The 26,699-nt window shown below is 66.5% G+C and carries 24 protein-coding genes; 10 read left to right on the top strand and 14 right to left on the bottom strand.

Annotated features, from left to right (window positions below; all coding sequences use genetic code 11):
• Positions 1-24 precede the first annotated feature (24 nt).
• Positions 25-972 carry an alpha/beta fold hydrolase gene (locus IB273_RS13930; protein ID WP_192224296.1) on the bottom strand — a complete coding sequence of 316 codons (948 nt, stop codon included), beginning with the start codon at positions 970-972 and terminating at the stop codon, positions 25-27.
• A 97-nt stretch (positions 973-1,069) separates the two neighbouring features.
• On the opposite strand from IB273_RS13930, the gene IB273_RS13935 reads away from it, so the two are divergent.
• From IB273_RS13935 to IB273_RS13970, 8 genes are all read left to right on the top strand, one after another.
• On the top strand, positions 1,070-1,897 hold the full coding sequence (locus IB273_RS13935; RefSeq protein ID WP_151187724.1) for a substrate-binding periplasmic protein: 828 nt from the start codon (positions 1,070-1,072) through the stop codon (positions 1,895-1,897).
• Between the two features lie 28 nt (positions 1,898-1,925).
• Positions 1,926-2,270: a DUF4398 domain-containing protein gene (locus tag IB273_RS13940; RefSeq protein ID WP_192224522.1), complete on the top strand. Its 345-nt coding sequence runs from the start codon at positions 1,926-1,928 to the stop codon at positions 2,268-2,270.
• Positions 2,267-3,094, top strand: a complete 828-nt coding sequence (locus IB273_RS13945; RefSeq protein ID WP_081518685.1) for an OmpA family protein — start codon at positions 2,267-2,269, stop codon at positions 3,092-3,094. Before IB273_RS13940 ends, IB273_RS13945 begins: the two co-directional genes overlap by 4 nt.
• Before the next feature lie 152 nt (positions 3,095-3,246).
• Positions 3,247-3,882 carry a response regulator transcription factor gene (locus IB273_RS13950; RefSeq protein WP_081518684.1) on the top strand — a complete coding sequence of 212 codons (636 nt, stop codon included), beginning with the start codon at positions 3,247-3,249 and terminating at the stop codon, positions 3,880-3,882.
• A gap of 106 nt (positions 3,883-3,988) precedes the next feature.
• Positions 3,989-5,428: a PLP-dependent aminotransferase family protein gene (locus tag IB273_RS13955; RefSeq protein WP_045212506.1), complete on the top strand. Its 1,440-nt coding sequence runs from the start codon at positions 3,989-3,991 to the stop codon at positions 5,426-5,428.
• 276 nt (positions 5,429-5,704) lie between these two features.
• A complete protein-coding gene (locus tag IB273_RS13960; RefSeq protein WP_151187723.1) occupies positions 5,705-6,298 on the top strand; it encodes an RNA polymerase sigma factor in 594 nt (197 codons plus the stop codon).
• Positions 6,295-7,014 carry a hypothetical protein gene (locus IB273_RS13965; protein WP_192224297.1) on the top strand — a complete coding sequence of 240 codons (720 nt, stop codon included), beginning with the start codon at positions 6,295-6,297 and terminating at the stop codon, positions 7,012-7,014. The genes IB273_RS13960 and IB273_RS13965 overlap by 4 nt, the downstream gene beginning before the upstream one ends.
• A gap of 126 nt (positions 7,015-7,140) precedes the next feature.
• A complete protein-coding gene (locus IB273_RS13970) occupies positions 7,141-7,701 on the top strand; it encodes a hypothetical protein (RefSeq protein WP_192224298.1) in 561 nt (186 codons plus the stop codon).
• A gap of 60 nt (positions 7,702-7,761) precedes the next feature.
• Here IB273_RS13970 and IB273_RS13975 read toward each other — a convergent pair whose 3' ends face one another.
• The 8 genes from IB273_RS13975 to IB273_RS14010 all read right to left on the bottom strand — a co-directional run bounded on the left by IB273_RS13975 (position 7,762) and on the right by IB273_RS14010 (position 19,502).
• Positions 7,762-9,579, bottom strand: a complete 1,818-nt coding sequence (locus IB273_RS13975; protein ID WP_192224299.1) for a long-chain-acyl-CoA synthetase — start codon at positions 9,577-9,579, stop codon at positions 7,762-7,764.
• 343 nt (positions 9,580-9,922) lie between these two features.
• Positions 9,923-10,744, bottom strand: a complete 822-nt coding sequence (locus IB273_RS13980) for an SDR family oxidoreductase (protein WP_192224300.1) — start codon at positions 10,742-10,744, stop codon at positions 9,923-9,925.
• A 118-nt stretch (positions 10,745-10,862) separates the two neighbouring features.
• Complete coding sequence (gene atuF / locus IB273_RS13985; RefSeq protein WP_192224301.1) at positions 10,863-12,851, bottom strand: geranyl-CoA carboxylase subunit apha; 1,989 nt, start codon at positions 12,849-12,851, stop codon at positions 10,863-10,865.
• Positions 12,852-12,867: 16 nt separating this feature from the next.
• Positions 12,868-13,665 (bottom strand): isohexenylglutaconyl-CoA hydratase, encoded by a 798-nt coding sequence (gene atuE, locus IB273_RS13990; protein ID WP_192224302.1) that lies wholly within the window; start codon positions 13,663-13,665, stop codon positions 12,868-12,870.
• 100 nt (positions 13,666-13,765) lie between these two features.
• A complete protein-coding gene (atuD, locus tag IB273_RS13995) occupies positions 13,766-14,926 on the bottom strand; it encodes a citronellyl-CoA dehydrogenase (RefSeq protein ID WP_192224303.1) in 1,161 nt (386 codons plus the stop codon).
• A gap of 104 nt (positions 14,927-15,030) precedes the next feature.
• On the bottom strand, positions 15,031-16,647 hold the full coding sequence (atuC, locus tag IB273_RS14000; RefSeq protein WP_081518675.1) for a geranyl-CoA carboxylase subunit beta: 1,617 nt from the start codon (positions 16,645-16,647) through the stop codon (positions 15,031-15,033).
• A gap of 3 nt (positions 16,648-16,650) precedes the next feature.
• A complete protein-coding gene (locus IB273_RS14005; protein WP_081518674.1) occupies positions 16,651-17,526 on the bottom strand; it encodes an SDR family oxidoreductase in 876 nt (291 codons plus the stop codon).
• A 185-nt stretch (positions 17,527-17,711) separates the two neighbouring features.
• A complete protein-coding gene (locus IB273_RS14010; protein WP_192224304.1) occupies positions 17,712-19,502 on the bottom strand; it encodes an acyclic terpene utilization AtuA family protein in 1,791 nt (596 codons plus the stop codon).
• A 219-nt stretch (positions 19,503-19,721) separates the two neighbouring features.
• On the opposite strand from IB273_RS14010, the gene IB273_RS14015 reads away from it, so the two are divergent.
• A complete protein-coding gene (locus IB273_RS14015) occupies positions 19,722-20,342 on the top strand; it encodes a TetR/AcrR family transcriptional regulator (RefSeq protein ID WP_192224305.1) in 621 nt (206 codons plus the stop codon).
• Positions 20,343-20,426: 84 nt separating this feature from the next.
• On the opposite strand, the gene IB273_RS14020 is transcribed toward IB273_RS14015, so the two are convergent.
• From IB273_RS14020 to eat, 5 genes are all read right to left on the bottom strand, one after another.
• Positions 20,427-21,191: a CPBP family intramembrane glutamic endopeptidase gene (locus IB273_RS14020; protein ID WP_081518672.1), complete on the bottom strand. Its 765-nt coding sequence runs from the start codon at positions 21,189-21,191 to the stop codon at positions 20,427-20,429.
• A gap of 100 nt (positions 21,192-21,291) precedes the next feature.
• Positions 21,292-21,462 (bottom strand): DUF2897 family protein, encoded by a 171-nt coding sequence (locus tag IB273_RS14025; RefSeq protein ID WP_081518671.1) that lies wholly within the window; start codon positions 21,460-21,462, stop codon positions 21,292-21,294.
• A gap of 47 nt (positions 21,463-21,509) precedes the next feature.
• On the bottom strand, positions 21,510-22,286 hold the full coding sequence (gene eutC / locus IB273_RS14030) for an ethanolamine ammonia-lyase subunit EutC (protein ID WP_192224306.1): 777 nt from the start codon (positions 22,284-22,286) through the stop codon (positions 21,510-21,512).
• Positions 22,287-22,298: 12 nt separating this feature from the next.
• Positions 22,299-23,672 carry an ethanolamine ammonia-lyase subunit EutB gene (locus IB273_RS14035; RefSeq protein WP_192224307.1) on the bottom strand — a complete coding sequence of 458 codons (1,374 nt, stop codon included), beginning with the start codon at positions 23,670-23,672 and terminating at the stop codon, positions 22,299-22,301.
• 57 nt (positions 23,673-23,729) lie between these two features.
• Complete coding sequence (gene eat, locus IB273_RS14040; RefSeq protein ID WP_138214853.1) at positions 23,730-25,094, bottom strand: ethanolamine permease; 1,365 nt, start codon at positions 25,092-25,094, stop codon at positions 23,730-23,732.
• A gap of 301 nt (positions 25,095-25,395) precedes the next feature.
• On the opposite strand from eat, the gene IB273_RS14045 reads away from it, so the two are divergent.
• Positions 25,396-26,697: a sensor histidine kinase gene (locus IB273_RS14045; protein ID WP_192224308.1), complete on the top strand. Its 1,302-nt coding sequence runs from the start codon at positions 25,396-25,398 to the stop codon at positions 26,695-26,697.
• The last annotated feature ends 2 nt before the right edge of the window (positions 26,698-26,699 follow it).

Consider the following 26,699-nt stretch of genomic DNA (forward strand, 5'->3'; position numbering starts at 1 on the left):
GCCGTTTCTGTTTTCCAGCCTGCTTCAGTTCGATGCGGTCACGGGCGTGTGATTGCGCTGGAGGAAGTCCAGGTAGAGGCGGGCGGTTTCCTCCGAGCGCTCGATCATCGGCACGTGGCCGCAATCGCGCAGGATGGCCACGCTGGGTTTCTTCAGCAGCGGCTTCATCACATCGATGCTGGAAACGTCCAGCACGCGGTCGCGGTCGCCCCACAGCAGCAGGGTCGGCGCAGTGATCTTCGGCAACTCGGGTTCCAGCGGGATATAGCGCTCACGTAGCTGCTGGAAGACCATGCCGTTGAACGCGCTGCGCTCCAGCGAGCGTTCTGCCAGATAGTCCTGCAGCCGCGACGGCAGCGGCGGCTTCTGCACGAAGACGAAGTCGAGCAGGGCGGGGAAGTCGTCCACCGAGCGCAGTACCAGCGGGTTTTCGCCGTTCTTGAGGCGCTCGAACAGCTCGCTCGGGTGCGGTGCGATGACGCCGGCATTGTCGAACAGGCCGACCGACAGCACTTCCTGCGGATGCCGCGCGGCCAGCAGTGCGGCGATATGCCCGCCCATGGAGTTGCCGACCACGTGGAAGCGGCCGATGCCCTGTTCGCGCATGAAATCCGCCAGGCGCTCGGCCTGGGTGCCGACGTCGTAGCTGATGTTTGCAGGTTTGCTGCTGTCGCCGAAGCCCGGCAGGTCGACCGCGATGACGTGATAGTCCTTCGTCAGGAAGCGGGCGAAGCGTGGCCAGTTGCTCTTGTCAGCGCCGAAGCCGTGGATCAGCAGGATGGTCTGGGCCTTATCCGGACCGCCTTCGTAGTAGGTGATGTCGAGGTCGTCGACCTGCAGGCTGTTGGTGGACAGCCGGGCGCGGGCGCTTTCGACGTACTGCGCGGTCGCCAGCAGGGTGGAGGGGAAGGCGTAGAGCACGCCAGCGGTGACGGCTATCGCCAGGAGAAGGGCCAGAAGGGCTTTCTTCATGAGAAGTCCTTATTACCAAATCGGGTCGGTGTGCTTTACGCTAGCATTTTGCGGCTCTAAGCATGGCCGTTCTTTCTTCTGGCGAGCGAGACTACCGATGCCTGATTGCTCCACGCTGATCCGTGCGGCGCTGTTGCTGGTGACTTTCTCCATTCCCCTGGCCGGTTCCGCGGCTGGCAAGTGCGAACGCCTGGTGGCCACCGGCAATCCGGAATACCCGCCTTACCTGTGGCGCGACCCGGCGCAGCCGGAGCGCCTGATCGGCGCCAACGCCGACCTGCTGGAGCAGATCGGCAAGGCGGTCGGGGTGAATATCCGGGTGATCTACACCGGTTCCTGGGCGCGCGCTCAGGAAGAGGCGCGGCTGGGTCGGGTCGACCTGATTGCCGGTGCCTTCCTCACGCCGCCGCGCCTGGAGACCATGGACTACATCCATCCGGCCTTCCTCACCACCGACAACGTGGTGTGGATGCGCAAGGACGCCACCACGCCCTATACCGGTCGTGACGACCTGCGCGGCCTGAAGGGCGGCACCCTGGTGAACAACAGCTTCGGCCCGGACTTCGACAGCTTCGCCAAGCAGGAGCTAACCCTGGAAGAGGTGCCCAGCCTGACCCAGGCCTTCCAGAAACTGCTGCTCAAGCGCTCGGATTATGTGATCTACGAGCACTACCCCGGCCTGGCAGTCGCCGATACCCTCGGCATGGCCGACGACCTGCAGCCGCTGGAACCGCCAATCTCCAGCGAAGGTCTGTACCTGACCGTAGCGCACAACTCGGCCTGCAATGACCCGTGGCTGCGCGGACAACTGGCAAAAAAAATGACAGAATTGACGGCCGCCGGAGTCCCGCAGCGCCTGCTGCAGGACAACCTGGCCCGCTGGAAGGCCCAGCAGCTTCAGCCTGCCAGCACTCCCACCGAGTAGGACAATAGATTTCGTGATCAATCGACGGATGATGGTCGCCGGCCTGGCTTTGTTTGCATTGGCCGGCTGTGCGACGAACGACCCGGCACCCAACGAACAGATGCGCCTCACCGAGCAGGCGCTGGAACAGGCCAAGGCCGTGGGTGCGACCGATGACGTGGCCGAGCTCAAGCTCGCCGAGGACAAGTACCAGGCCGCCAGGGGCGCCCTGGCAGTCGGCTCGAACAAGAAGGCCCGGCAGCTCGCCGAACAGGCCGAGCTCGACGCCCGCCTGGCCGAGGCCAAGGAGCTGACGCGTAAGAGCGCCGAGCAACTGGCCGAGCAGAGCAAGAGCATCAACCGCCTGCGCAAACAGTTGGGAGAAGTGCAATGACTTCCGCACAACTGTTGCGCCGTAGCTCCTCGTGGCTGGGGGCTCTTTCCGCCGTCGCGCTGCTGGCCGGCTGCGCCAACAGCCAGCTCAGCGAGAAGTCCCTGGAGCAGGCCCGCCTGCAGTTCCAGGCCGTGAAGGAAGACTCCTCGGTGTTGCGCAGTGCGCCCAAGGATGTGATCCGCGCCGGCGAGTCGCTGGCCCGTGCCGAGCGTCTGTCCAACTACTGGGGTAGCAGTGACGACGTACTGCAGTACTCCTACCTCAGCCAGCGCTACAGCGAGATCGCTCGCGAGCATAGCAACCTGGCGCTGAACCAGGAGCGCCTGGGCAAGCAGCAGATGGAGCGCGAGCGCCTGCAGCTGGCGATGCGCGAAGCACGCCTGCTCAACGTGCAGGAACAGAGCAAGTGGCTGGAGCAGCAGATGGTCAGCCTCGCCACCAACGAAACCGAGCGAGGCCTGGTGCTGACCCTCGGCGACGTGCTGTTCGACAGCGGCGAAGCGGACCTCAAGCCCGCCGCCAATCGCACCGTGCTCAAGCTGGTGCAGTTCCTCCAGCTCAACCCGCGCCGGGTGATCCGCATCGAGGGCTACACCGACGGCGAAGGCGACCGCGAGCAGAATCTGCAGCTGTCCAAGGACCGCGCGCAGGCCGTGGCTGACGCGCTGACCGACCTGGGTGTGGACGAGAAACGCGTGCAGGTGCAGGGCTATGGCGAGGCCTATCCGATCTCGGACAACGCCTCGTCGCTGGGGCGCGCGCAGAATCGCCGGGTGGAGATCGTCTTCTCCGATGAGAAGGGCCAGCTCGGCGCCGAACGCTGATCCCTTCGCAATATCCCGTCACAGGAAAACCCCGGAAGCCTCGGCTCCGGGGTTTTTTGTCAGGGGGATCTCGAAATCTTTCGAGTGGCAGCTTGGCGAAAATAGCCAAGTGCGACTAATCCCCTCAGGGGAGCTGTAGACGAGAGAACGAGATGTCATCGGAAAAGAAGCTTTTCAATGTAATCGTGGCGGACCCGCAACCGATGATCGGTTGGGGTCTGGAACGCTATCTGCTGGAGCGCGAACTGGCGCAGGTGAAAGCCTTCGTCAGCGACACCGACAGCCTGCTGGATGTGCTCACTGCCCATCCCGAGGTCGACCTGGCCATTGTCGAGCTGGCGCTGCCCGGCGCCCGCGGGCGTGACGGCGTGCACCTGATCGAATGGCTGCAGCGCCACCATCCGGAAGTACCTGTACTGGTCTACTCGGTCATGGGCGCGCCACTGTTGGCGACCGCAGCGGTCAAGTGCGGCGCCGTGGGCTATGTCTGCAAGCGCAACCCGCTGAGCCTGCTGGACGACGCCATCGCCCGCATCCGCAAGGGCGAGACCTACATCGATCCGATGCTGCGACCGCCGCGCCATACCGGCAAGCCGCTGAGCCCGACCGAGATCGATATCATCCGCCGCCTGGCCCATGGCGCCACGGTGGGGGAAATCGCCGAGCGGACCAACCGCAGTGTCTCCACCATCAGCACCCACAAGCGCAACGCCATGCAGAAGCTCGGCCTGACCACCGACGCGCAACTGGTGGTGGCGGGGCTGCTGGACTGGCTCGGGGAGATCTGAGCGGGCAGGGCGGCGTAACTGTATCGGACGGAATGCCTCCGACTGTTCTGGAACAGTTTGCACTTTTTGGCTACTGTTTCGGTTCAATGACCGAGGGATGGCCGTCATGTCCAATCTGCTGCTGTACCAGCGCATCGCCCAGCAACTGGCGGAAGACATCCGTCGTGGTGTCTACCAGCCGGGCGAGCGCGTGCCGTCTGTGCGCAAGCTGAGCACCCAGCTCAACGTCAGCCATGCCACGGTGCTCCAGGCCTACGCCACCCTCGAAGACCAGGGGCTGATCCGCGCGCGCCCGCAGTCCGGTTTCTACGTACACCGCACGCCGGCGCTGACAGCTTCGACCCCGGACATCGCCCGAGTCGAGCGGCCCGGCCTGGTCACGCGCAGCAGCATCATCAACCAGGTGCTCGCCGAAGCGCGCCGCGAAGGCGTGTTTCCGCTGGGGGCTGCCGTGCCGCACGTGGATTACCTCCCGGTTCGCGCGCTGCACCAGCAACTGGCCAAGGTCACGCGATTCTCCAGTCCGCGCGCCTTCAGCTACATGTTCAGCCCCGGCTACGAGCCGCTGCGTCGCCAGGTGGCGATCCGCATGCGTGATGCCGGCGTGGTGGTCGACCCGACCCAGGTGACCATCACCCATGGCTGCGTGGACGCCATCCACATGGCCTTGCGCGTGATGACCCGTCCGGGCGACCTGATCGCCACCGAGTCGCCGAGTTACTACGGCTTGCTGCAGTTGGCCGACATCCTCGGCCTCAAGGTTATCGAGATCCCCAGCGACCCGCTGACCGGCATCAGCCTGGAGGCCCTGCAACTGGCCGCCAACCAGTGGCCTATCAAGGCGCTGGTGCTGACCGCGCGCCTGAGCAACCCGCTGGGCGGCACCATTCCTGAGGACCGCCAGAAAGCGCTGCTCAAGCTCACCGCCGAGCACAACATCGGGGTGATCGAGGACGATATCTACGGCGAACTGATGTTCGACCAGGGCCAGACCAAGGCGCTCAAGGCCCACGACCGTGATGGCCGCGTGGTGTATTGCTCGAGTTTCTCCAAGACCATTTCCCCCGGCGTGCGCATTGGCTGGATCATCACCGAGCGCTACCAGGAGGAAATCCGCCGCCTGCAGACCTTCACCACGCATTCGGCGTGCACCGTCACCCAGATGGGCGTGGCGGCGTACCTGGAGAATGGCGGCTACGACCGGCACCTGCGCTACATCCGCCAGGAGTACCGCAAGAACATGACCGCCTACCAGCTGGCAGTGCAGCAGTACTTCCCCGAAGGCACGCAGATGACCCGGCCCAAGGGCGGCTTCATCCTCTGGGTCAGCCTGCCGGCCAAGGTGAATACCAAGGAGCTGCACGTGCGCGCGCTGGAGCAGGGCATCAGCATCGCGCCGGGGCTGATCTTCAGTAATACCGAGCAGTTCAACAACTGCCTGCGCCTGACCTGCGGCATCCCCTGGGACCGCGAGGCGGAGCGGGCGATCATGACCCTTGGCATGCTGGCCTGCCAGCTCTGCCAGGAGGAGCTGATCGCCGCGTAAGTGTCCGGCTTGCGCAGTGGCGGGTCTGTCCGCGACAGGTCCGCAGCGCGCCGGATACCATCGCGGTCGGGGTCAATGCTTGTCGACGGTTAACCCGACTACCGGCGCCGTCTCGTCCAAGGAAGATGATCCTTCGACGAGGCCGCCACCGTGCCGCTTGCCACGCCAATCCTTCTGTCTGATAGCCACGGCGCTATCCCGGCGCCCGCGCCATCGGCGCTGCTCGGCCGCTGGCGAGAAGCCAGTCGAAACCTGCCCCGTTACGGATCGAGAGAGTTGAAGATATCCCCCAAGGACGAAAGCGACGCGGCATTGCTGCGACGCTACCGACAAGGCGATGCCGAGGCCTTCGCTGAGCTCTATGCTCGCCATCGCCTCGGCCTGTTCCGCTTCCTCTGTGGCCTGTGTGGCGACCACGCCCAGGCCGAGGAAGTGTTCCAGGAAACCTGGATGAGCCTGATCCGCAGCGACAGCCAGCCGATGGGGGCGGCCAGCTTCAAGACCTGGCTGTACCAGATCGGCCGCAACCGCCTGATCGACCACTGGCGCAAACTGGGCCGACACCAGAGCCGTCAGGAGAGCTTCGACGAGCAGTTGCATGGCGAGGCCCTGGTTGGCGAAAGCGTCGACCCAGAGCGCGAGCTGAGCCTGAGTCGCGACCAGCAGCGCCTGCAGGGCGCGCTGGAGTCACTGCCGGAAGAGCAGCGCGAAGTGTTCCTGCTGCGCACCCACGGCGACCTGGAGCTGAACGAAATTGCCGAACTGACGAAGACTCCGGCCGAAACGGTAAAGAGCCGGCTTCGCTATGCCATGCAAAAACTGCGTCGGTTGTTGTCCGACCCGTCGGTGACCGAGGAGGTGAATCCATGAATCGCGATCCGCACGAGCAGGACATGCTCGAGCACTACCGCCGGCACAGCGATGAGCAGCCGTCGGCGCAGCTGGACGCGCGCATCCTGGCCGCCGCCCGTGCTGCCGTGCAGGAGAAGAAGCCCGGCCTCGCCCAGCGCCTGCACCACTGGCTGCTGGGTTCTGGCAGCCGGCAGCGTTGGGGTGTCGCCGTGGCGGGCCTGGCGACGCTGGGCGTCGGCCTGAGCCTGACCCTGCGCACCTACGAAGAGGCGCCGGATCGCTTCGATGCACCAGTGGCTCCGGCGATGATGCGCGCGCCGGCTCCGGCTCCGGCCATGGCGCCGCCAGCGGCTCCGGCTGCCGCGCCCTATGCGGCGGAGCCAAGCATGGCCACACCGCAGAGGGATAGCGCGGCTGCCGGCGTCTCTATGGAAGAGCTCGCCAAGCCTGCGCCGATGAGCAAGAAAATGGCCATGGAGAGTGCGAAGGCCAAGGCTCAGGCAGAGACTCGCGAGCTTTCTGATGCCCAGGAGCAGCCAGACAGGCAGGCACAGGGAAAGGTGCAGGCGTTGGCGGCGGAGGCCGACGAGCCGCGCACCAGCCTGTTGCATCTGCGCGACTTGCAGAACAAGGGGCAGAAGGAGGACGCTGAACGGGTGCGCGAGAGCTTGCGGCAGCGCTTCCTGGACCTGGATATCGATCAGGCCCTGAGGGATTTGCCTGACAACCCTTGATCAATGACAGGCCGGGTTCAGTGCGCGCCTGTCAGACTGATCGCCGTAATGGTTTGTCATGGCAAGGCTCTTGCTCTGCCTCGCATCTCGCGCCAGCATTGCGCGGTTTTTCTGACGGTTCGCTCCATGACGAAGTCCCGAATTCTCATTGTCGCCAGTTTGTCCCTGCTGCTCGCCGCCTGTGGTGATGAGCACAAGGACAAGGCTGCCGCTCCGGCTCCAGCGCCCGCTGCAGTGCCGGCGCCAGCGGCCAGCGCGCCCGCGCCCGAGCCGGCCGCCGAGCAACCGCGCGAATCGGAAGCCAAGCCCGCTGCGGCCAAGGCCGTGGCCTCGCCCAAGGCGCCGGCGGTCGAAGCGGCCATCAAGCCCGAGGCCAAGGCGCCGTCGAAGACCCCGGCACAGGTGAAGAAGGCGGTCGATCCCGTGGTCAAGCAGCCGCTGCCGCCGGTGAAGCTCGACCTGCGTCTGCCCAAGGACATGCTCCACCAGCTCGACCCTGAAAAGCCGCTGGCCGAGCTGGAAGACAAGCCGCTGCTGCCGCAGATGTTCGGTGAAAAGACCGGGCAAAGCCCGTTCCAGGTGGGTGGCCGGTTGATCTCGCGCGAGCCGAATGAGCGCGAAACCAACGACGACAGCTGGCACTCGGATATCCGCGGCGCCGAATTGCAGTTTCAGTTCCGCAACTGATTTCTCAGTGCAGGTGAGGGCCGCGCACAACCGCGAAAGTTGTGCGCGCCATGGGGTAGTTCAGAAGCGGTGCACACCGCCGCGAATCGCCTCGAACAGTTCCCCGTCCAGCGCCCGGTAGTCCGCCTCGCCGGGCAGTCGCACGAACAGCGCCTCGGTCACGGCTGAGGGGTCGTAGGCGTTGCGCTTGAGGTCGGTCTTCTTGTACTTGAAGGTCCCGGTGGTCTCCACCTGGACCAGCAGGCGCAGGAACAGCGGCACCGCGTAGGCCGGCAGCTCGCGGTCCAGGTGCGCCGCCAGCAGCGCGGCGTCCAGGCTGGCGCCGTCGGCCAGGCGCAGCGCGGCCATGCCGCAGCGGCCGTTGGTGCCGGGAATCTCCACGCCATAGACCACCGCATCCTCCACGCCGGGGAAGGCGCCCAGGGCGTTTTCCACTTCGGTGGTGGAGACGTTCTCGCCTTTCCAGCGGAAGGTGTCGCCCAGGCGGTCGACGAACTGCGTGTGCTTGAAGCCGATGTCGCGCATCAGGTCGCCGGTGTTGAACCAGGTATCGCCTTCCTTGAACACGTTGCGGTAGATCACCGCTTCGCTCTTGGCCGGGTCGGTGTAGCCGTCGAACGGCCACTTGTCGCTGATCTCGCTGATCAGCAGCCCCGCCTCACCCTTGTCGACCTTTTCCATGAAGCCCCTGGTGCCGCGCACTGGCTGGTCGTTTTCCAGGTCATAGCGCACGATCGCGTAGGTTGCCGGCGAGAAGCCCACGGTATTGTCGAAGTTGAATACGTTGGTGAAGCCGATGTTGCCCTCGCTTGAGGCATAGAACTCCGTTATGCGCTCGATGCCGAAGCGTTCCTTGAACTCGTTCCAGATCGACGGGCGCAGGCCGTTGCCGATCATGCAGGTCAGGGTGTTGCCGCGCTCTTCTTCGCATTGCGGCTGGTTGAGCAGGTACCGGCAGAGCTCGCCGATGTAGCCGAAGCAGGTCGCCTGGTAGGCCTGCACATCTTTCCAGAACGCGCTGGCGGAGAACTTGCGGCGCAGGGCGATGGCCGCGCCACCGGCGAGCACGGCGCTCCAGCAGACGGTCACGGCGTTGTTGTGGTAGCAGGGCAGGGTCAGGTAGAGCACGTCGCTGTTGGTCAGCCCGAGCCCTGAGTGGCCGAAGCCGCCGTAGGCCTTGATCCACTTGCCGTGGCTCATGATCGAGGCCTTCGGCAGGCCGGTGGTGCCGGAGGTGTAGATGTAGAAGCAGGCGTCCTTCAGACGTACCCGCGCTGTCTCGGCGAGGTTGTTCGAATCCTGTTCCTGCGCCAGGCGCATCAGGCTCTGCCAGCCGGCCGGGGCCTGTGCCGAGTCTTCACCGTCGGCGATCCAGTAGCAGCGCCCGCCGCTGTTCTCCAGGGCCGGGCGGACGTCCTCGAAAGCCTCGCGCAGTTCCTCGCCGACCACGAAGTGGCTGGGCTTTACCAGGTTGAGGCTGTGGCTGAGCACCTGGCCGCGCTGGGTGGTGTTGACCAGCGCGCCGATGGCGCCGAGCTTGGCCAGGGCGGCAAGTACAACCATGAGTTCGGCGCGGTTCTCCAGCATCACCGCAACCACGCTGGCGTGGCCTACGCCTTCGGCCTGGAAGGCCCGCGCCAGGCGGTTGGCCCAGCCGTTGAAGAGCGCGTAGGACAGGCGCCGCCGTTCGTCGATCAACGCCGGGCTGTCCGGGTAGAGGCGCGCGGCGCGCTCCAGCGCCCAGCCCAGGGAGAGATTCTTCTCGCGGTTGCGGATGCCGGTGTAGTACAGCCCGCGCAGCATGCGTGGCACGCGACCGAGGGTGGCCGGCAGGTGGGCGAGGAAGCGGGTCGGGGTGATGATATCGGCGTGGCTCATTGACGCGTGCCCTTATTGTCATTGTTGTCCGTGGCGTGCAGACAGGTCTGCGCGACTCTAGGTCGCTCCCTGACGCTCGGCTATGGCCCTGATGCGCCTGGCGCAAGTCAGATCGGCAAACCGGCCGATGAGCATTCATCGCAGTCTAGGAGCGGATGGCCGGGCGGCCAGGGCGGGATTGTGTCGATTGGTAAATGCCGCGGGGCGGGGCATTGGCGCCCTTTCGGCGGATAACGCGTGCCGCGTTATGCGCCCTACGGGGAGCTGGTGCCTGGAAGGGACGCAGGGCGAATAACCGATCGCGGTTATCCGCCGTTGGCCGTGGTGCGATGGGTGGCAGCGGTCAGTCGAGGAACAGGTCGGGTACCAGGCTGCCGCCGTTCGGGTCGAAGCGGTACTGCTCGAAGTCGCTCTGGCCCTGTTCGCGGAGGATGTCCTCGTCGATCAGCAGGCGTCCGCTGATGGCGCGCTCGCTGCTGGAGAGAATCGCGTAGGCGGCGTCGGCCATGATTGCCGGCGTGCGGGCGCGCTTGAAGGCGTCGCGGCTGCCCAGTTCGAACTCGATGGCGGCAGTGGCGATCATGGTCTTCGGCCACAGGGCGTTGACGCTGATGCCGTACTTCTTGAACTCCTCGTGCATCCCCAGGGTGAGCATGCTCATGCCGTATTTGGTGACGGTGTAGGGGCCGTGCTGGGCGAACCACTTGCCGGCCAGGTTGATCGGCGGCGACAGACTGAGGATGTGGCCCTTGCTCTGCTTCAGGTAGGGCAGTGCGGCCTGGCTGCAGACCATCACGGCGCGGGTGTTGATCTGGTACATCAGGTCGAAGCGCTTGGGCTCCAGGCGCTCCACGCCGACCAGCTTGATGGCGCCGGCGTTGTTGACCACCGCGTCGATCCCGCCGAAGTGTTCGGCAGCCTTGGCCATGGCATCGCGCACGGCGTTTTCGTCGCGCACGTCCAGTTGCAGGGCCAGCGCCTTGCCACCGGCGGCCTCGACTTCCTCGGCGACGCTGAAGATGGTGCCTTCCAGTTTCGGGTGGGGCTCGGCGCTCTTGGCGGCGATGACGATGTTGGCGCCGTCGCGGGCGGCGCGCAGGGCGATCTCGCGGCCGATGCCGCGGCTGGCACCGGTGATGAAGAGAGTCTTGCCTTTCAGGGACATGGTTGGGGCTCCGTGTTCTTGTGGTCTTGTTCTGACGGAATGGTTTCGGTGTCATTTCTGTAGGAGCGGGCCATGTCCGCGATCGCGCGCATGGCGTGCTCCTACAGGGAGTGCGGGATCAGGCTTCCTCGGCCTCGACCTCCACCAGCAACTGCCGGGATTTCACCTGCTCGCCCTTGCTCACCTGCACGCGGCGGATCACGCCGTCGACGCCGGCCTTGAGCGGGTGCTCCATCTTCATCGCTTCCAGCACCAGCAGCAGCTGGCCCTTGCTGACCCGCGTGCCCTCGGCCACCAGCACGTCGACGATGGCGCCATCCATCGGCGCCTTTACCGTGCCGGAGCCTGCGCCTGCTGCAGCACCGGCCGGTTCATGGGTGACGTCCTGCAGTTCCAGGTTGCCGTCCGCGCCATACAGCCACAGGCGCGCGCCTTCGCGATGGAAGGGCAGTCTGCGGCGGATGCCGTCGGCTTCGAGGACGGCGTCGCCGTTCTCTTCGCCGAGCAGGCGCAGGTTGATCTCGCTGTCACCGATGCGCGCCAGCAGCGTCGGCCGGGGGCCGTGCTCGCGGACTTGCAGTTCGACGACGAATTTCTCCTCGCCATGCTTGAGCGAGAAGCGCCACGGTGCGCTGCCGGCGCTGCGCCAGCCGGAAAGGCCGGGCTGGTGCGCGCGGTCGCTGGCCGAGGCCTGGTAGAGCAGGGCGGCGGCACAGGCCAGTTCCAGCGCCGGCGGCTGGCGCGGGGCCAGGCTCGGGTCGCCGGCGAACTGCTCACCGATGAACGCGGTGGTGGCCTTGCCGGCGGCGAATTCCGGGTGCTTGAGCAGGTTGGCGAGGAAGCGCTGGTTGCCGGTCACGCCCAGCAGCACGCAGTCCTCGACGGCTCGTATCAGCTTGCGCCGCGCCTCGTCGCGGGTGGCGCCATAGGCGATGACCTTGGCCAGCATCGGGTCGTAGAACGGCGTCACCGGCTGGCCCTCGCGCAGGCCGTGGTCGATGCGGATGCCGTCCAGCTGCGGCGGTGTCCAGCGCAACACCTGGCCGGTCTGCGGGAGGAAGCCGCCACCTGCGTCCTCGGCGTACAGGCGCACTTCGATGGCGTGGCCCTTGAGCTGGATCTGTTCCTGGGTGAGCGGCAGCGGGTGGCCTTCGGCGACGCGGATCTGCCAGGCCACCAGGTCCTGGCCGGTCACCAGCTCGGTGACCGGGTGCTCCACCTGCAGGCGGGTGTTCATTTCCAGGAAGTAGAAGGCGCCGCTGGCGTCCAGTAGGAACTCCACGGTGCCGGCGCCCACATAGTTCACCGAAGCGGCGGCCTTTACCGCGGCCTCGCCCATGGCCGCGCGCAGTTCCTCGCTGAGCACGGGGCAGGGCGCTTCCTCGATGACTTTCTGGTGGCGGCGCTGCACCGAGCAGTCGCGCTCGCCCAGATAAACGATATGGCCGTGGCTGTCGCCGAACACCTGGATTTCCACGTGGCGTGGCTGCACCACGGCTTTTTCCAGGATCAGCTCGCCACTGCCGAAGGCGTTCTGCGCTTCCGAGCGTGCGGTGCGCAACTGTTCGGCGAGGTCTTCGCTGCGGGTCACCAGGCGCATGCCGCGCCCGCCACCGCCGGCGCTGGCCTTGATCATCAGCGGGTAGCCGATGCGCTGCGCTTCGCGGGTGAGGGTGGCGTCATCCTGCTCCGCGCCTTCGTAACCGGGGATGCAGGGCACGCCGGCTTCGAGCATGGCGATCTTCGACAGGCGCTTGCTGCCCATCAGGTGGATGGCTTCCACGCCAGGGCCGATGAAGACGATGCCGGCGGCCTCGCAGGCGCGGGCGAAGTCGGCGTTCTCCGAGAGGAAGCCGTAGCCGGGGTGGACGGCGCCTGCTCCCGTGCGTTTCGCCGCATCGAGGATGGCCTCGGGTTTCAGGTAGGACTGGCCCACCGGTGCCGGGCCGATGCACACCGCCTCGTCGGCCAGTTGTACATGGCGGGCATTGGCGTCGGCCTCGCTGTACACGGCCACGGTGCGGTAGCCCAGGTCGTGGGCGGTGCGGATCACCCGGCAGGCGATCTCGCCACGGTTGGCGATGAGGATCTTGTCGAAACTGGGCATGACGGTTTCCTCGGGGCTACTGCGCCCAGTTCGGTTTGCGTTTCTGCACGAAGGCCAGGGTGCCTTCGGCGCCTTCCGCGCCGGTCACTGCGGCGGCGAATTGACGGGCAGCGTCGTCCAGCAGCGGGCCGAGGGCTTCGCTCTCGGTGGCCAGCAGCAGCGCTTTGGTGGCGGCGTTGGCACCGGGGGCGCAGCGGCGGATCTGCTCGAGTGTCTGGGCAAGCTGTTCGCCGAGGTTTTCGGCGCTGTCCGCGCAGGCATGCACCAGGCCCAGTCGCAGCGCCTCGCGGCCGTCGAAACGGGCGGCGGTGAGCGCCAGGCGGCGCGCCTGGGTCAGGCCGATGCGCTTCACCACAAAGGGCGCGATCTGCGCTGGCAGGATGCCGAGGCTGGTTTCCGGCAGGCCGAACTGCGCGTCCACCGCCGCCAGGGCGATGTCCGAGACGCAGGCAAGGCCGAAGCCGCCGCCGAGCACCGCGCCTTCCAGCACGGCGACCAGCACCTGGGGTTGCGCCTGTGCTTCTTCCAGCAGGCCACCGAAAGCACGGTTCAGCGCGGCATAGGCATCGGGACCGGCGGCGCGGGCGCCGGCCATGTCCTTGATGTCGCCACCGGCGCAGAAGTGCCCGCCGGCGCCGCGCAGGACGATGGCGCGCACGCCGCGGTCGTCGCGCACGGCGGCGAGCACCGCGCGCAGTTCACCGACCATCGCCAGGCTCATGGCGTTGCGGCTGTCCGGGCGGTTCAGGGTGACGTGCAGCACGCCGCCGTCAGCTTCCAACAGCAGGGTTTCGCAGTTCGGCAATTCATTCATGCCGGGATCCTCATAAAAGACGCTTCAGGCAGCAGGCTTCAGGCTGCAGGTGAAAGCGGCTCTCTTCCTGCCGCCTTCAGCCTGTCGCCTGCAGCCCCTCTCAGCCCTTCTTCTTGCCCGGCAGGGTGCCCATCATCTTGCAGATGATGCCCAGCATGATTTCGTCGGCGCCGCCGCCGATGGAAACCAGGCGGGTGTCGCGGTAGGCGCGCGAGACCGGGTTTTCCCACATGAAGCCCTGGCCACCCCAGTACTGCAGGCAGGCGTCGGTGACTTCGCGGGCCAGGCGGCCGACCTTGAGCTTGGCCATGGAGGCCAGGCGGGTCACGTCCTTGCCGCGGATGTACTGCTCGGTGGCCTGGTAGGTGAGGGCGCGCAGGCACTCGATCTCGGTCATCAGCTCGGCCATGCGGAAGTGGATGACCTGGTTGTCGATCAGCGACTGGCCAAAGGTCTTGCGCTCCTTGCAGTACTCGATGGTGGTGTTGACGCAGTATTCCAGCCCCTTGATCCCGCTGGCGGCGCCGAACAGGCGTTCCTCCTGGAACTGCAGCATCTGCATCATGAAGCCCGCGCCCTCGGCGCCGATGCGGTTGCGCTGGGGGACGCGCACGTCGTCGAAGAACACCTGGGCGGTCTCCGAGCTGCGCATGCCGAGCTTGTCCAGGTGCGGGCTGACGCTGATGCCCTTGGACTTCATCGGCACCATGATCAGCGACTTGTTGACGTGGGGCTTGTCGTCGGAGGTGTTGGCCAGCAGGCAGATGAAGTCGGCCGACGGCGAGTTGGTGATCCACATCTTGCTGCCGTTGATGACGTAGTCGTCGCCATCCTTGCGCGCGGTGGTCTTCAGGCCTGCCACATCGGAACCGGCGCCGACTTCCGAGACGCCGATGCAGCCGACCATCTCGCCGGCGATCGCCGGGCGCAGGAACTCCTCGCGCAGCTCGTCGGAGCCGAAGCGCGCCAGGGCCGGGGTGCACATGTCGGTCTGCACGCCCAGGGCCATCGGCACGCCGCCGCAATGGATGGTGCCGAACTCTTCGGCAGCGACCACCGAGTAGCTGTAGTCCAGGCCCATGCCGCCGAATTTCTCCGGCTTGGAGATACCCAGCAGGCCCAGGTCGCCGGCCTTCTTGAAGACTTCATGGATCGGGAAGCGTCCGGCCTTTTCCCACTCGTCGACGTAGGGGTTGATCTCGCGCTCGACGAAGTTGCGGACGGTGCGGCGGAGTTCTTCGTGTTCCTGGGTGAAGATCATTTCTTGTTCTCCGTGGGATCTTTCAAGTCAGGTAGGGCGAATAAAGCGGAACGCTTTATCCGCCGGCTTGGCGGATGACGCCGGCGGCGTCATGCGCCCTACGGTCAAAATCGTGCGACGCCGAAACGGTTGTTCTTCAGCGGCCGTACTGCCGCCTCCGCGCAGATGTCCAGCAGGTAGCCGAGCAGCGCGCGGGTGTCGCGCGGGTCGATCAGCCCGTCGTCCCACAGGCTCGCCGTGCCGTAGAGCGCGGTGGACTGGGCGTCGAGCTTCTGTGCGGTCATCTGTTCGAGCATGTCGAGCATCTTCGGGTCGGGCTCCTTGCCCTCCTTGGCGTGCTTCTCCTCGGTGACGATGCGCAACACCTTGCCGGCCTGGGCGCCGCCCATCACGGCGGTGCGGCTGTTGGGCCAGGCGAAGATGAAGCGCGGGTCCAGCCCGCGGCCGCACATGGCGTAGTTGCCTGCCCCGTACGAGCCGCCGACGACCAGGGTGAGCTTGGGCACCGTGGCGTTGGCCACCGCCTGGATCATCTTCGAGCCGTGCTTGATCACGCCCAGGCGTTCGGACTCGGTGCCGACCATGAAGCCGGTGGTGTTGTGCAGGAACAGGATCGGCGTGTTGCTCTGCTCGCACAGCTGGATGAACTGCGCCGCCTTGGCCGCGCCCTGCGGGGTGATCGGGCCGTTGTTGCCGATCAGTCCGCAGGCGTGGCCTTCGATGTGCAGGTGGCCGCAGACGGTCTGGCTGTCGAACTCGTTCTTGAAGTCGAGGAAGCGCGAGCCGTCGGCGATGCGCGCAATGATCTCGCGCACGTCATAGGGCTTCTTGGCGTCCGCCGGCACCACGCCGAGCAGTTCCTCGGCGGGGTGCAGCGGGGCATCCCATTCCTGCTGCGGGCGCGCCGGCAGCTGCGCATTCCACGGCAGCGCAGCGAGGATTTCGCGGGCCAGGCGCACGCCGTCGGCGTCGTTCTCTGCCAGGTACTCGGCGGTGCCGGCGACCTGGGCGTGCAGTTCGGCGCCGCCGAGGTCTTCGTCGGTGGCGATTTCACCGGTGGCCGCCTTGAGCAGCGGCGGGCCGGCGAGGAACATCTTGGCCTTGCCGCGCACCACCACCACGTAGTCCGACAGCCCCGGCTGGTAGGCGCCGCCGGCGGTGGACGAGCCGTGCACCACGGTGACCTGCGGAATACCCGCAGCCGACATGCGTGCCTGGTTGGCGAAGCCGCGCGCGCCCTCGACGAAGATGTCTGCCGCGTAGTTCAGGTTGGCGCCGCCGCTCTCGGTCAGTGCCACCACCGGCAGCTTGTTCTCGAAGGCGATCTGCTGCAGGCGCAGGGTCTTCTTCAGCCCGGTGGGGGAGATGGTGCCGCCCTTGATCGCGCTGTTGCTGGCGGTCACCAGGCAGCGAACCCCGGCGATGTAGCCGATGCCGGAGATGATGCCGCCGCCGGCCTGGGTGCCGTCCTTGTCGTCATGCAGCTTGTAGCCGGCCAGCGAGGAAATCTCGAGGAACGGTGCGCCGGCGTCCAGCAGCAGGTTCAGGCGTTCGCGCGGCAGCAGCTGGCCACGCTTGTCGAACTTGGGCTTGGCCTCGGCGGCCTTGTCCAGCACCTTCTGCTCGACCTCGCGGAAGCTCGCCACGGCGGCCAGCATGGCCTCGCGGTTGCGGGCGAATTCTTCGCCCTGGGGATCGACTTCGGATTGGATGACGGGCATCGCTTACTCCTGATCCTTGAGGACGTCCGGCAGGTAGGCACGGTGGAAGCCGTTGTAGGAACGGCTCTGCCCCGGCTTGCCCTTCACCAGCGGGAAGGCGCGGCTGCCCTGGCTGGCGGCGCCGTCGATACGGATGGTGTTGCCGCTGATGAAGGCGGCGCCGGGGGAGAGCAGGAAGACGATGGCGGCGGAGACTTCCGACTCGGTGCCGATGCGCTTGAGCGGTACGTGCTCGCGCAGGGTCGGGATCACGGCCTTGAACGCGCCTTCGTAGGTGTCCATGCCGCTGGAAGCGACCCAGCCGGGCGCCACGGCGTTGACCCGCACCCCGGCGTGGCCCCACTCGATGGCGGCAGTCTTGGTGAAGTTCTCCATGCCGGCGCGGGCGGCGCCGGAATGGCCCATGCCGGGCATGCCGCCCCACATGTCGGCGAGCATGTTGACGATGCTGCCGCCGGTCTTGCTCAGGCTCTGGTTGAACACTTCGCGGGCCATCAGGAAGCCGCCCACCAGGTTGGTGCGCACCACCGCCTCGAAGCCTTTCAGGTTGATCGAGGCCAGCGGCGCGGGGTACTGGCCGCCGGCGTTGTTGACCAGGTGGTGGATCGGCCCGCGCTCGGCGATGACCTGCGCCACCAGTGCCTTCACCGCTTCTTCGTCGCGGATGTCGCAGCTGTGCCAGCTGGCGCTGCCGCCGTCCTCGATGATTTCGCCAGCGGTTTTCTCCAGCTTTTCCGCCTTGCGCCCGACCAGCACCACGTGGGCGCCGAGGGCCGCCAGCTCGTGGGCGGTGCAGCGGCCGATGCCGCTGCCGCCGCCGGTGACGATGATGGTCTGGCCGTCGAACAGGCCGGCTTTGAAGATCGAGTCGTAGCTCATTGTTGTTTTCGTCCTGCTCAATCGTTCGTCGTGCGTTTTGAGGAATTCCGGTGCCAGCGATTTCCCCTCACCCCAGCCCTCTCCCCTAGGAGAGGGGGCTGTCCGTGCCGGCTAGCGCCACGGTTTCATCCTGCACCGATCAGTCCCCTCTCTCTTCGGGAGAGGGTTAGGGTGAGGGTTTGCTCTTACATCACTTCATCGGCGATGTGTTGCGGCACCGCCACCGGGAATTCCAGCAACTGCTGGGCGAAGGCCTTGCCCTGCGGGTCGATGCGCAGGCTGGCAACGCCGCCGCCGCCCAGGGCGTTTTCCAGCAGGAAGTTCAGGCTATGGCTGCCCGGCAGGTGCCAGCGGCTGACGCGACCCAGCTGCGGGTCGAGCACGTGCTGCATCCATTCGGCCACGGCGCCTTCGCTCAGCGCCTCGGCGATCCACGGCAGGTATTCGGCCTTGCGGGCCATGACGCCGATGTTGCTGTGGTTGCCCTTGTCGCCGGAGCGCGCCACGGCCAGCTTCACCAGCGGCACGCTGGCCTGGGCCGGGCCCTTGGCGGCCGGTACCGGAATGTCGTCGGCCAGCGCGGTCGGGTCGAAGGTGTCGAGGGCGGGCAGGGCGGCACCGTGGCGCTCACCGTCGATGTCCACGGCCAGCTCGCAGCTGTCCTTGTCGATCAGGAAGGAGAACAGGCGGATCACCGGGTACACGGTCGGGCGGCCGCCGACGATGCCGGTCAGGCCCGGCGCCATGCCGGTGGCGGCCTGGGCGATCTCGCGGGAGAACAGCACCAGGGCTTCCTTGCGGCTGTGGCGCACGGCGAGCTTCACCACGATCTCGCGGTTGTCGCTGCGGCGCCCGTGCGGGCCGTAGGTGGCCTCGCTGCCGAGCAACTCCACGCTGACCTCACGGTACGGACCCCAGCCGCGTTCCATGAGGATTTCCTCGGTCTTGGCGATGATCGCCTGGCTGACCCGTTCGGCCTTCTTCACCGCGTCGATGCCAGCGATCAGGCAACTGGCGGTGCAGCGGAAACCGTCCGGATAGGTGGCGCTGACCTTGTATTGCCCGGTCGGCGGCAGGCCGCGTGCGCCGATGACGGCCACGCGGTTGTCGCCCACCTGGGCGAGTTCGACCTGGGTGAAATCGCAGACCACATCAGGCAGCAGGTAGGCGCGCGGGTCGCCGATCTCGTAGAGCATCTGCTCGCCCACCGACAGCGGCGTCACCAGCCCGCCGGTGCCCTGCGGCTTGGTCACCACGAAGTCGCCGCTGGCCTGCACTTCGACGAGCGGGAAGCCGATGTGCTCGTAGTCTGGCACGCTTTCCCAGTCGGTGAAGTTGCCACCGGTGCACTGCGCGCCGCACTCGATGATGTGCCCGGCCAGCGCGGCCTGGGCCAGTTTGTCGTAGTCGCTCCAGGCCCAGCCGAATTCGTGCACCAGAGCGGCGCTGACCACCGCGCTGTCCACCACGCGGCCGGTGATGACGACATCGGCGCCAGCCTTCAGCGCTTCGACGATGCCGGGGGCGCCAAGGTAGGCGTTGACCGAGACGCACATCGGCGGCATCGGTGCGCCCGAGAACATCTCGCGGATGCCGGCCTTGGCCAGCTCGCCCAGGCGCGGCTGCAGGTTGTCGCCGTGCACCACGGCGATCTTCAGCGCCACGCCAGCCTTCTCGCAGGCGGTGGCGAGGGCGCTGGCGCAGGCCGAGGGATTCACCCCGCCAGCGTTGCTGATCACGCGCACCTGCTTCGCCGCGATGTCACCCAGCAGGGGTGTCATCACTTCGACGAAGTCGGTGGCGTAGCCTGCCTCGGGATTCTTCAGGCGGGCGCCGGCCATGATCGACATGGTGATTTCGGCGAGGTAGTCGAATACCAGATAGTCCATTTCCGCACCGCGCACCAGTTGGGCGGCGGCGGTGGAGGTGTCGCCCCAGAAGGCGGAGGCGCAGCCGATACGTACGGTTCTAGTCATTGTTCTGCCCGTGACGCTGAGTGATGGATCGACATTACCAAGCAAGCGCTTGGTTGAAAAGCCCCGAAAGTACGACAACCCCAACCAATGGATGGCCAAGCGCTTGCTTGGTTGGGCTTCGGGGGCTTACATTTCGTCAGACAACACAAGCACTTGCAGGGCGTTTCGATGAATCGCCCTGAGCAGATCGGCCGATGGGCCTCATGGGGAGAGAACAGCGTGGATGACCGCAAAGCCCGCGAAGTCATGCTGGAGCTGGTCAAGACCGGGCAGATCACCGACCCGGAGAGCGCCCGCGGCAAGCTGTTGCACACCGCCGCGCACCTGTTCCGCAGCAAGGGCTACGAACGCACCACGGTGCGCGACCTGGCCGGCGCCGTGGGCATCCAGTCCGGCAGCATCTTCCATCACTTCAAGAGCAAGGACGAAATCCTCCGCTCGGTGATGGAGGAAACCATCCTCTACAACACCGCCCTGATGCGTGCCGCGCTGGCCGATGCGACGACCTTGCGCGAGCGCTTGCTGGCGCTGATCCGCTGCGAGCTGCAGTCGATCACCGGCGGCACCGGCGAGGCGATGGCGGTGCTGGTCTATGAATGGCGCTCGCTATCGGAAGAGGGCCAGGCCTACATCCTCAGCCTGCGCGACATCTACGAGCAGATGTGGCTGGATGTGCTGGAAGAGGCCCGCGCGGCCGGCTTCAGCCAGGGCGACCCGTTCATCCTGCGGCGCTTCCTGACCGGGGCGCTGTCCTGGTCCATCACCTGGTTCCGCCCCGAAGGCAGCCTGACCCTCGACGAGCTGGCCGAGCAGGCGTTGTTGCTGGTGATTCGGGATTAGCTACAAGCGGCAGGCTACAGGCTGCAGGCAAGAGCGCATTGACGCCGCCTGTGGCCTAAAGCCTGAAGCCTGCCGCTGCCCCTCTCAGATAATCCGCAACGGATAGCTGAACAGCAGCAGATGCAGGCAGTTCACCGCCGCATGCAGCAGCACCGGCACCGCCAGGCGGCCGCTGAAGTGGAAGGCCAGGCCGTAGCCCAGGCCGGCGACGCCGGCGACCACCGCGAACAGCGGGTTGATCGGCCAGTGCACCATGCCGAACAGCACGCTGGCGACTGCCACCCCGGCGAAAGCGCCGAAGCGGCGCACCAGCTCAGTCTGCAGCAGGCCGCGGAAGAAGGCTTCCTCGGTCAGCGAGATCACGCAGACGTTGACCAGCATCCACAGCCAGAAGCCGGGCGGCCATTTCGGATTCCACACCACCAGGCCACCGGCGACGGCCACCAGCGGCACGGCGAATAGCGTGGTGACGATGACGATGGCGGCGAAGTCCGGCGAGCGTTTCTCCGTCGGCACCGGGTCGCGGCGCAGCCACCAGGCGAGCAGGGTTGCGCCCACCAGCGCCTTGTCCCAGGACAGGTGCAGGGCGTAGACGGGAGCGTCCGGGCTGAGCTGGCGCACCGGCCAGAGGGTCCAGGAGGTAGTGCCCGGCAGCAGGTGCGCGGCCAGGGCGATACTGAGCACGAGGCACACCAGCCACCAGAGCAGGCGCGGCAGGCGATGCTCGCCGTAGAGGGTCCAGGCGACGTAAACGGCGCCGATCAGCAACCCCACCGGCTGGACGAAACCCAGCGCGAATCCGCAGAGCAACAACACGATTGGCAGCAGCGGCAGGAGTTTCCTGAGCATTCTTTCCTCCAACAAGGAGGCGCAGTCTAGGCAATTTCGACTGCCGCTGGCCATGGCTATGGCCAGTTTTTGACTGAAGCGTCAGTCAGTTAGGCGATTTTCATCGCTTGTCGTCGGCTTCCTTGGCATCCATCTCGGCGTTGCGCTCGTGGATGCGCTTGAGCTGTTCCTCGGTGAGCGGGAGCTTCTTCGCGGTGTCGCGCAGCATCATCAGTGCGCCGACGATGGAGCCCAGGGCTAGGGCGATGATCAACCAGGCATACCAGGGCATGGTCCCGTCTCCGACAGTGGCAGTAGAGCGTCACGATACGCTGTGATTCAGACCTTGTCAGGCGCGGGCCGGTTCCGATCGATTGCTTCGGGCAGGTCGCTGTCGTCCTTGAGCCGCACGCCACTCACCCGCAGGCGCAGGGCCTGTTGCAGCAGATGGGCGAGCTTGTGTGCCGCCAGCTCGTAGGGCAGGCCCTGTGGGCGCACGTTGGAGACGCAGTTGCGCTCGCTGTCCATGCGTCCCATGCGCGGCTGCCAGGTGAGGTAGAGGCCGAGGCTGTCCGGCGAGCTGAGACCGGGGCGTTCGCCGATCAGCACCAGCGCGAGCCTCGCTCCCAGCGCCTCGCCGATGCCGTCGCCGATGGCCACGCGACCCTGTTCGGCGAGCACCACCGGGGTGTGCTGCCAATCGGTGGCGAAGCGCTCGCGCAGCGCGCTCAGCAGCGGCAGTGCGTGCTGCTGGACAGCGAACGAGGAGAGGCCGTCGGCAATCACGATGACCAGCTCCGCAGCGATCTTCTCGCCCTTGAGCTGCCACTGGCTGTCCGGGTGCAGCGCGCGGCCCAGGTCCGGGCGCAGCAGGTAGGTCTGGCGGTCCGGCGCCTCGCTGCGCGCGCGCAGGACGCGGAAGCCCTCGTGGGCCAGCGCCTGCTGCAGTGCCTCGAAGTCCAGCGGGTGGTGCACCGCATCGCGGGCCTGGGCGTGGGCCAGGCCGAACTTCAGCACCTCGCGGGTCGGCAGGCTGGAGCCGACGCGGCCCAGCGCGATGCGCGCGCAAGTGTGCGCACGCAGCTCGTCCCAGGGGTCGTTCTGGATCAGGTCCATGTTTCCAGCTCCTCAGAAGGCCCGCAGCAGAGCGTGGCCGCGGCTGATCGGGCGCAACTGTCCCGAGGCTTCGGTGATCGCCATCTTCGCCAGCCAGGCGTCGAATTCCGGTGCGCGCTTCAGGCCCAGGGTGCTGCGCAGGTAGAGGGCGTCGTGGAAGGAGGTGCTCTGGTAGTTGAGCATGATGTCGTCGGCGCCGGGGATGCCCATGATGAAGGTGATGCCCGCCGCGCCCAGCAGGGTCAGCAGGTTGTCCATGTCATCCTGGTCGGCTTCGGCGTGGTTGGTGTAGCAGACGTCGCAGCCCATGGGCACGCCCAGCAGCTTGGCGCAGAAGTGATCCTCCAGCCCGGCGCGGATGATCTGCTTGCCGTCGTAGAGGTATTCCGGGCCGATGAAGCCGACCACGGTGTTGGTCAGCAACGGGCGGAACTCGCGGGCCACGGCGTAGGCGCGGGCTTCACAGGTCTGCTGGTCGACACCGTGGTGGCCGCCTGCGGAGAGTGCGCTGCCCTGGCCCGTCTCGAAGTACATGACGTTGTCGCCCAGCGTGCCGCGCCCCAGCGATAGCGCGGCCGCGTGGGCCTCGCGCAGCAGGGCGAGGTCGATGCCGAAGCTCTCGTTGGTCTTCTGCGTGCCAGCGATGGACTGGAACACCAGGTCGATCGGCGCGCCGGCCTCGATGGCCTGGATCTGCGAGGTGACGTGGGTGAGCACGCAGCTTTGCAGGGGAATCTCGAAGCGCTGGCGCAGTTCATCCATCATCCGCCACAGCTGCATCAGCGTGGCTGGCGAATCGCTTGCCGGGTTGATGCCCACCACTGCATCGCCAGCGCCGTACAGCAGGCCATCGAGCAGGCTCGCGGCAATGCCGCGCAGGTCGTCCGTGGGGTGGTTGGGCTGCAGGCGTACCGAGAGGTGGCCGGGCAGGCCGATGGTGTTGCGAAAGCGCGTGACCACGCGGCACTTCTTAGCCACCAGGATCAGGTCCTGGTTACGCATCAGCTTGCTCACCGCGGCGGCCATCTCCGGGGTGATGCCTCTGGCGGCGGCAGTCAGCGTGGCGCTGTCGGTGCTGTCCAGCAGCAGCCAGTCGCGGAAGTCGCCGACGCTGAGATGGCGGATCGGTGCGAAAGCGGCGGTGTCGTGGCTATCGATGATCAGCCGGGTGACTTCATCGGCTTCGTAGGGGATCAGCGCCTCGTCGAGGAAGCGCTGGAGCGGCACATCGGCGAGGGCGATCTTCGCCGCCATGCGTTCTTCGTAGCTGTCGGCGGCCAGGCCCGCGAGGGAATCGCCGGAGCGCGCCGGGCTGGCCTTGGCGAGCAGGGTCTTCAAGTCGGCAAAGCGGTAGGTCAGGCTACCGACGGTGGTCTGGTACGGCATGCGAACGTCCCGGTGGCTGCGCGCCGGCCGCGAAAGCCGGCGCACAGTGGGTGGCTGTCAGGCTCCCGTCAGCATAGCGTCCGCCGGGGCGCTGGCGCGATGGGCGGCGGTGAGCTGGAAGTAGACGAAGCCGGCAGCCATGAAGGCCAGGAATATCCCGGCGATCTGCAGGTTGAACCAGACCATCGCCACCAGGCACAGCACGGCCAGCGCCAGGGCGATGCCCGGCACCACGGGGAAGCCCGGCGCGCGGAAGCTGCGTTCGAGGTCCGGTTCGCTGCGGCGCAGCTTGAACAGGCTGAGCATGCTCATGATGTACATGACGATGGCGCCGAACACGCTCATGGTGATCATCGCCGCGGTCAGGCTCATACCCTGCAGGGCAATCAGGCCGTCGCTGTAGATCGCCGCGATGCCCACCAGGCCGCCGGCGATGATCGCCCGGTGCGGCGTCTGGAAGCGCGACAGCCTGGCCAGGCCGCGCGGCAGGTAGCCGGCGCGGGCCAGCGCGAAGAACTGCCGCGAGTAGCCCAGGATGATGCCGTGGAAGCTGGCGACCAGGCCGAACAGGCCGATCCACACCAGCATGTGCAGCCAGCCGGAATTCTCGCCGACCACCATCTTCATGGCTTGCGGCAGAGGGTCGTTGATCCCCGAGAGGGCCTTCCAGTCGCCTGCGCCGCCGGCGAACAGCATCACCCCGAGGGCCAGCACCACCAGGGTCAGGATGCCGCTGACGTAGGCCTTGGGAATGGTGCGTTTCGGGTCCTTGGCTTCCTCGGCGGCCATCGCCGCGCCCTCGATGGCGAGGAAGAACCAGATGGCGAAGGGGATCGCCGCGAAGATCCCGCCGATGGCCGCGCCGCCGAAGCTGTCGGAACCGGCCCAGCCATTGAGCACGAAGTTGCTGAAGCTGAAGCCCGGCGCCACCACGCCCATGAACACCAGCAACTCGGCCACTGCGAGGATCGTGACGATCAGCTCGAAGGTGGCGGCGATGCTGACGCCGAGGATGTTCAGGGTCATGAAGATCAGGTACGCGCCGACCGCCGCGTGCTTCGGATCGAGGGACGGGAACTGCACGTTGAGGTAGGCGCCGATGGCCATGGCGATGGCCGGCGGGGCGAAGACGAACTCGATCAGCGTGGCCAGTCCGGCCACCAGGCCGCCTTTCTCGCCGAAGGCGCGGCGGCTGTAGGCGAAGGGGCCGCCGGCATGGGGAATGGCGGTGGTCAGCTCGGTGAAGCTGAAGATGAAGCAGGTGTACATGGTCGCCACCAGCAGGGTGGTGACCAGGAAGCCGAGGGTGCCGGCCACGCCCCAGCCATAGCTCCAGCCGAAATATTCACCGGAAATCACCAGGCCCACGGCGATGCCCCACAGGTGCAGGGTGCCCAGGGTGGGTTTGAGTTGCGTGCTCATGCGAGGTCTCCAGGACAGAGGATGAAAGACACGACCCCTGTCGTCGTGCAGTGGCCGTGCCATTCCACGGAGCCCGGTCGCAAACGGCCTGATCGCGTCGTTTCGTGAACATTCGCCACCTGTTCGCCTGCTTCGAAGCGGTGCGAGGGTGTTTCGCGCGTCCCGTTCGGGTGCGCCGCAGCGGCGCTTGTTGCAGTGCGATGACCGCGCCGTGAAGCTTCCCGAGCACGCGACGGCTGTCACAGGATGGCAATCTGCCGCTGGTCTACTGGCGCCCATCCCAGCGACCGGAGATTCGCCGATGACCACCCGCGCCCTGCACGAGCTGTTGCGCCAGGTAGCGCCCTTGGCCCCGGAACTGAGCATCAGCGACGTGGCTGAGCGCTTCCTCGACGCCGAGCACCGTTCCTTCCTTTCGCTGCCGGTGGTGGATGTCGCCGGAATGCCGCTGGGGCTGGTCAGCCGTAACGGCTTGCAGGACATCTTCATGCAGCGCTTCGGCCGCGACCTCTGGGGGCGCCGTCCGGCCAGCGACGTGATGAACGCACAGCCGCTGAAGGTGCGCGCCGACCTGAGCCTCGAAGAGGCCTCGCAGCAGGTCACCGCGCAACTGAGCTACCCGATCACCGAGGACTTCGTGCTGATCGACGAGCAGGGCCGCTACCTCGGCCTCGGCACGGTGCTTGACCTGCTCAAGGCCATGGAGCAGCGCGTCGCCCAGCGCAATCGCGTGCTCAACAAGACCCTGCAGGACCTGCGCGAATCCCAGGCGCAACTGGTGCAGTCGGAGAAGATGGCCTCCCTCGGGCAGATGGTCGCTGGCGTCGCCCATGAGCTGAACACCCCGCTGGGCTACGTGAAGAACAACGTCGCGCTGCTGCGCGAGCTGCTGATCCCGCTGCTCGGCCTGACCGAGGCGCAAACCCTGCTCAACGAGTGCCTGGACGATACGGCCTGCGCTCCCGAGCAACTGGCCCGCGCCCGTGCCGCCTTCGAGCAGGCCCGTGACGACGCGGCGCTGGAACAGTTGGTGGGTGATCTCGACCAGCTGTTCGGCGACACCGATTTCGGCCTTGCGCAGATCGGCGAGCTGGTCGGCGGCCTGAAGGATTTCGCTCGCCTGGACCGCGCCCGCAGCGAGGAAGTCGACCTCAACGACTGCGTGCGCAGCGCGCTGCTGATCGCGCGCAACAGCATCAAGGAAAAGGCCGAGGTCGCCACCCAGCTGGGCGCGCTGCCCAAGGTCGCCTGCGCCGCCAGCCAGATCAACCAGGTGTTGCTCAACCTGCTGACCAACGCCGCCCAGGCCATGGAGAAGTTCGGCCTGATCCAGGTGAAGTCCTGGGCGGACGAAACCCATGTGCACCTCTCGGTGCAGGACAACGGCAAGGGCATGAACGAGGAGGTGCGCGCGCGCATCTTCGATCCCTTCTTCACCACCAAGCCGGTGGGGCAGGGCACGGGCCTGGGCCTGTCGATCAGCTACAAGATCGTCCAGGACCATGGCGGCCGCATCCGCGTGGCGTCCGAACCCGGACGCGGCACGCGATTCCTCATCAGCCTGCCGATCCAGCAGGCCAGCGAACTGAAACGGAGCGCCTGAAC

The sequence above is a fragment of the Pseudomonas sp. PDM19 genome, assembly GCF_014852215.1.
In the GTDB taxonomy this organism is placed as follows: Bacteria; Pseudomonadota; Gammaproteobacteria; order Pseudomonadales; family Pseudomonadaceae; genus Pseudomonas.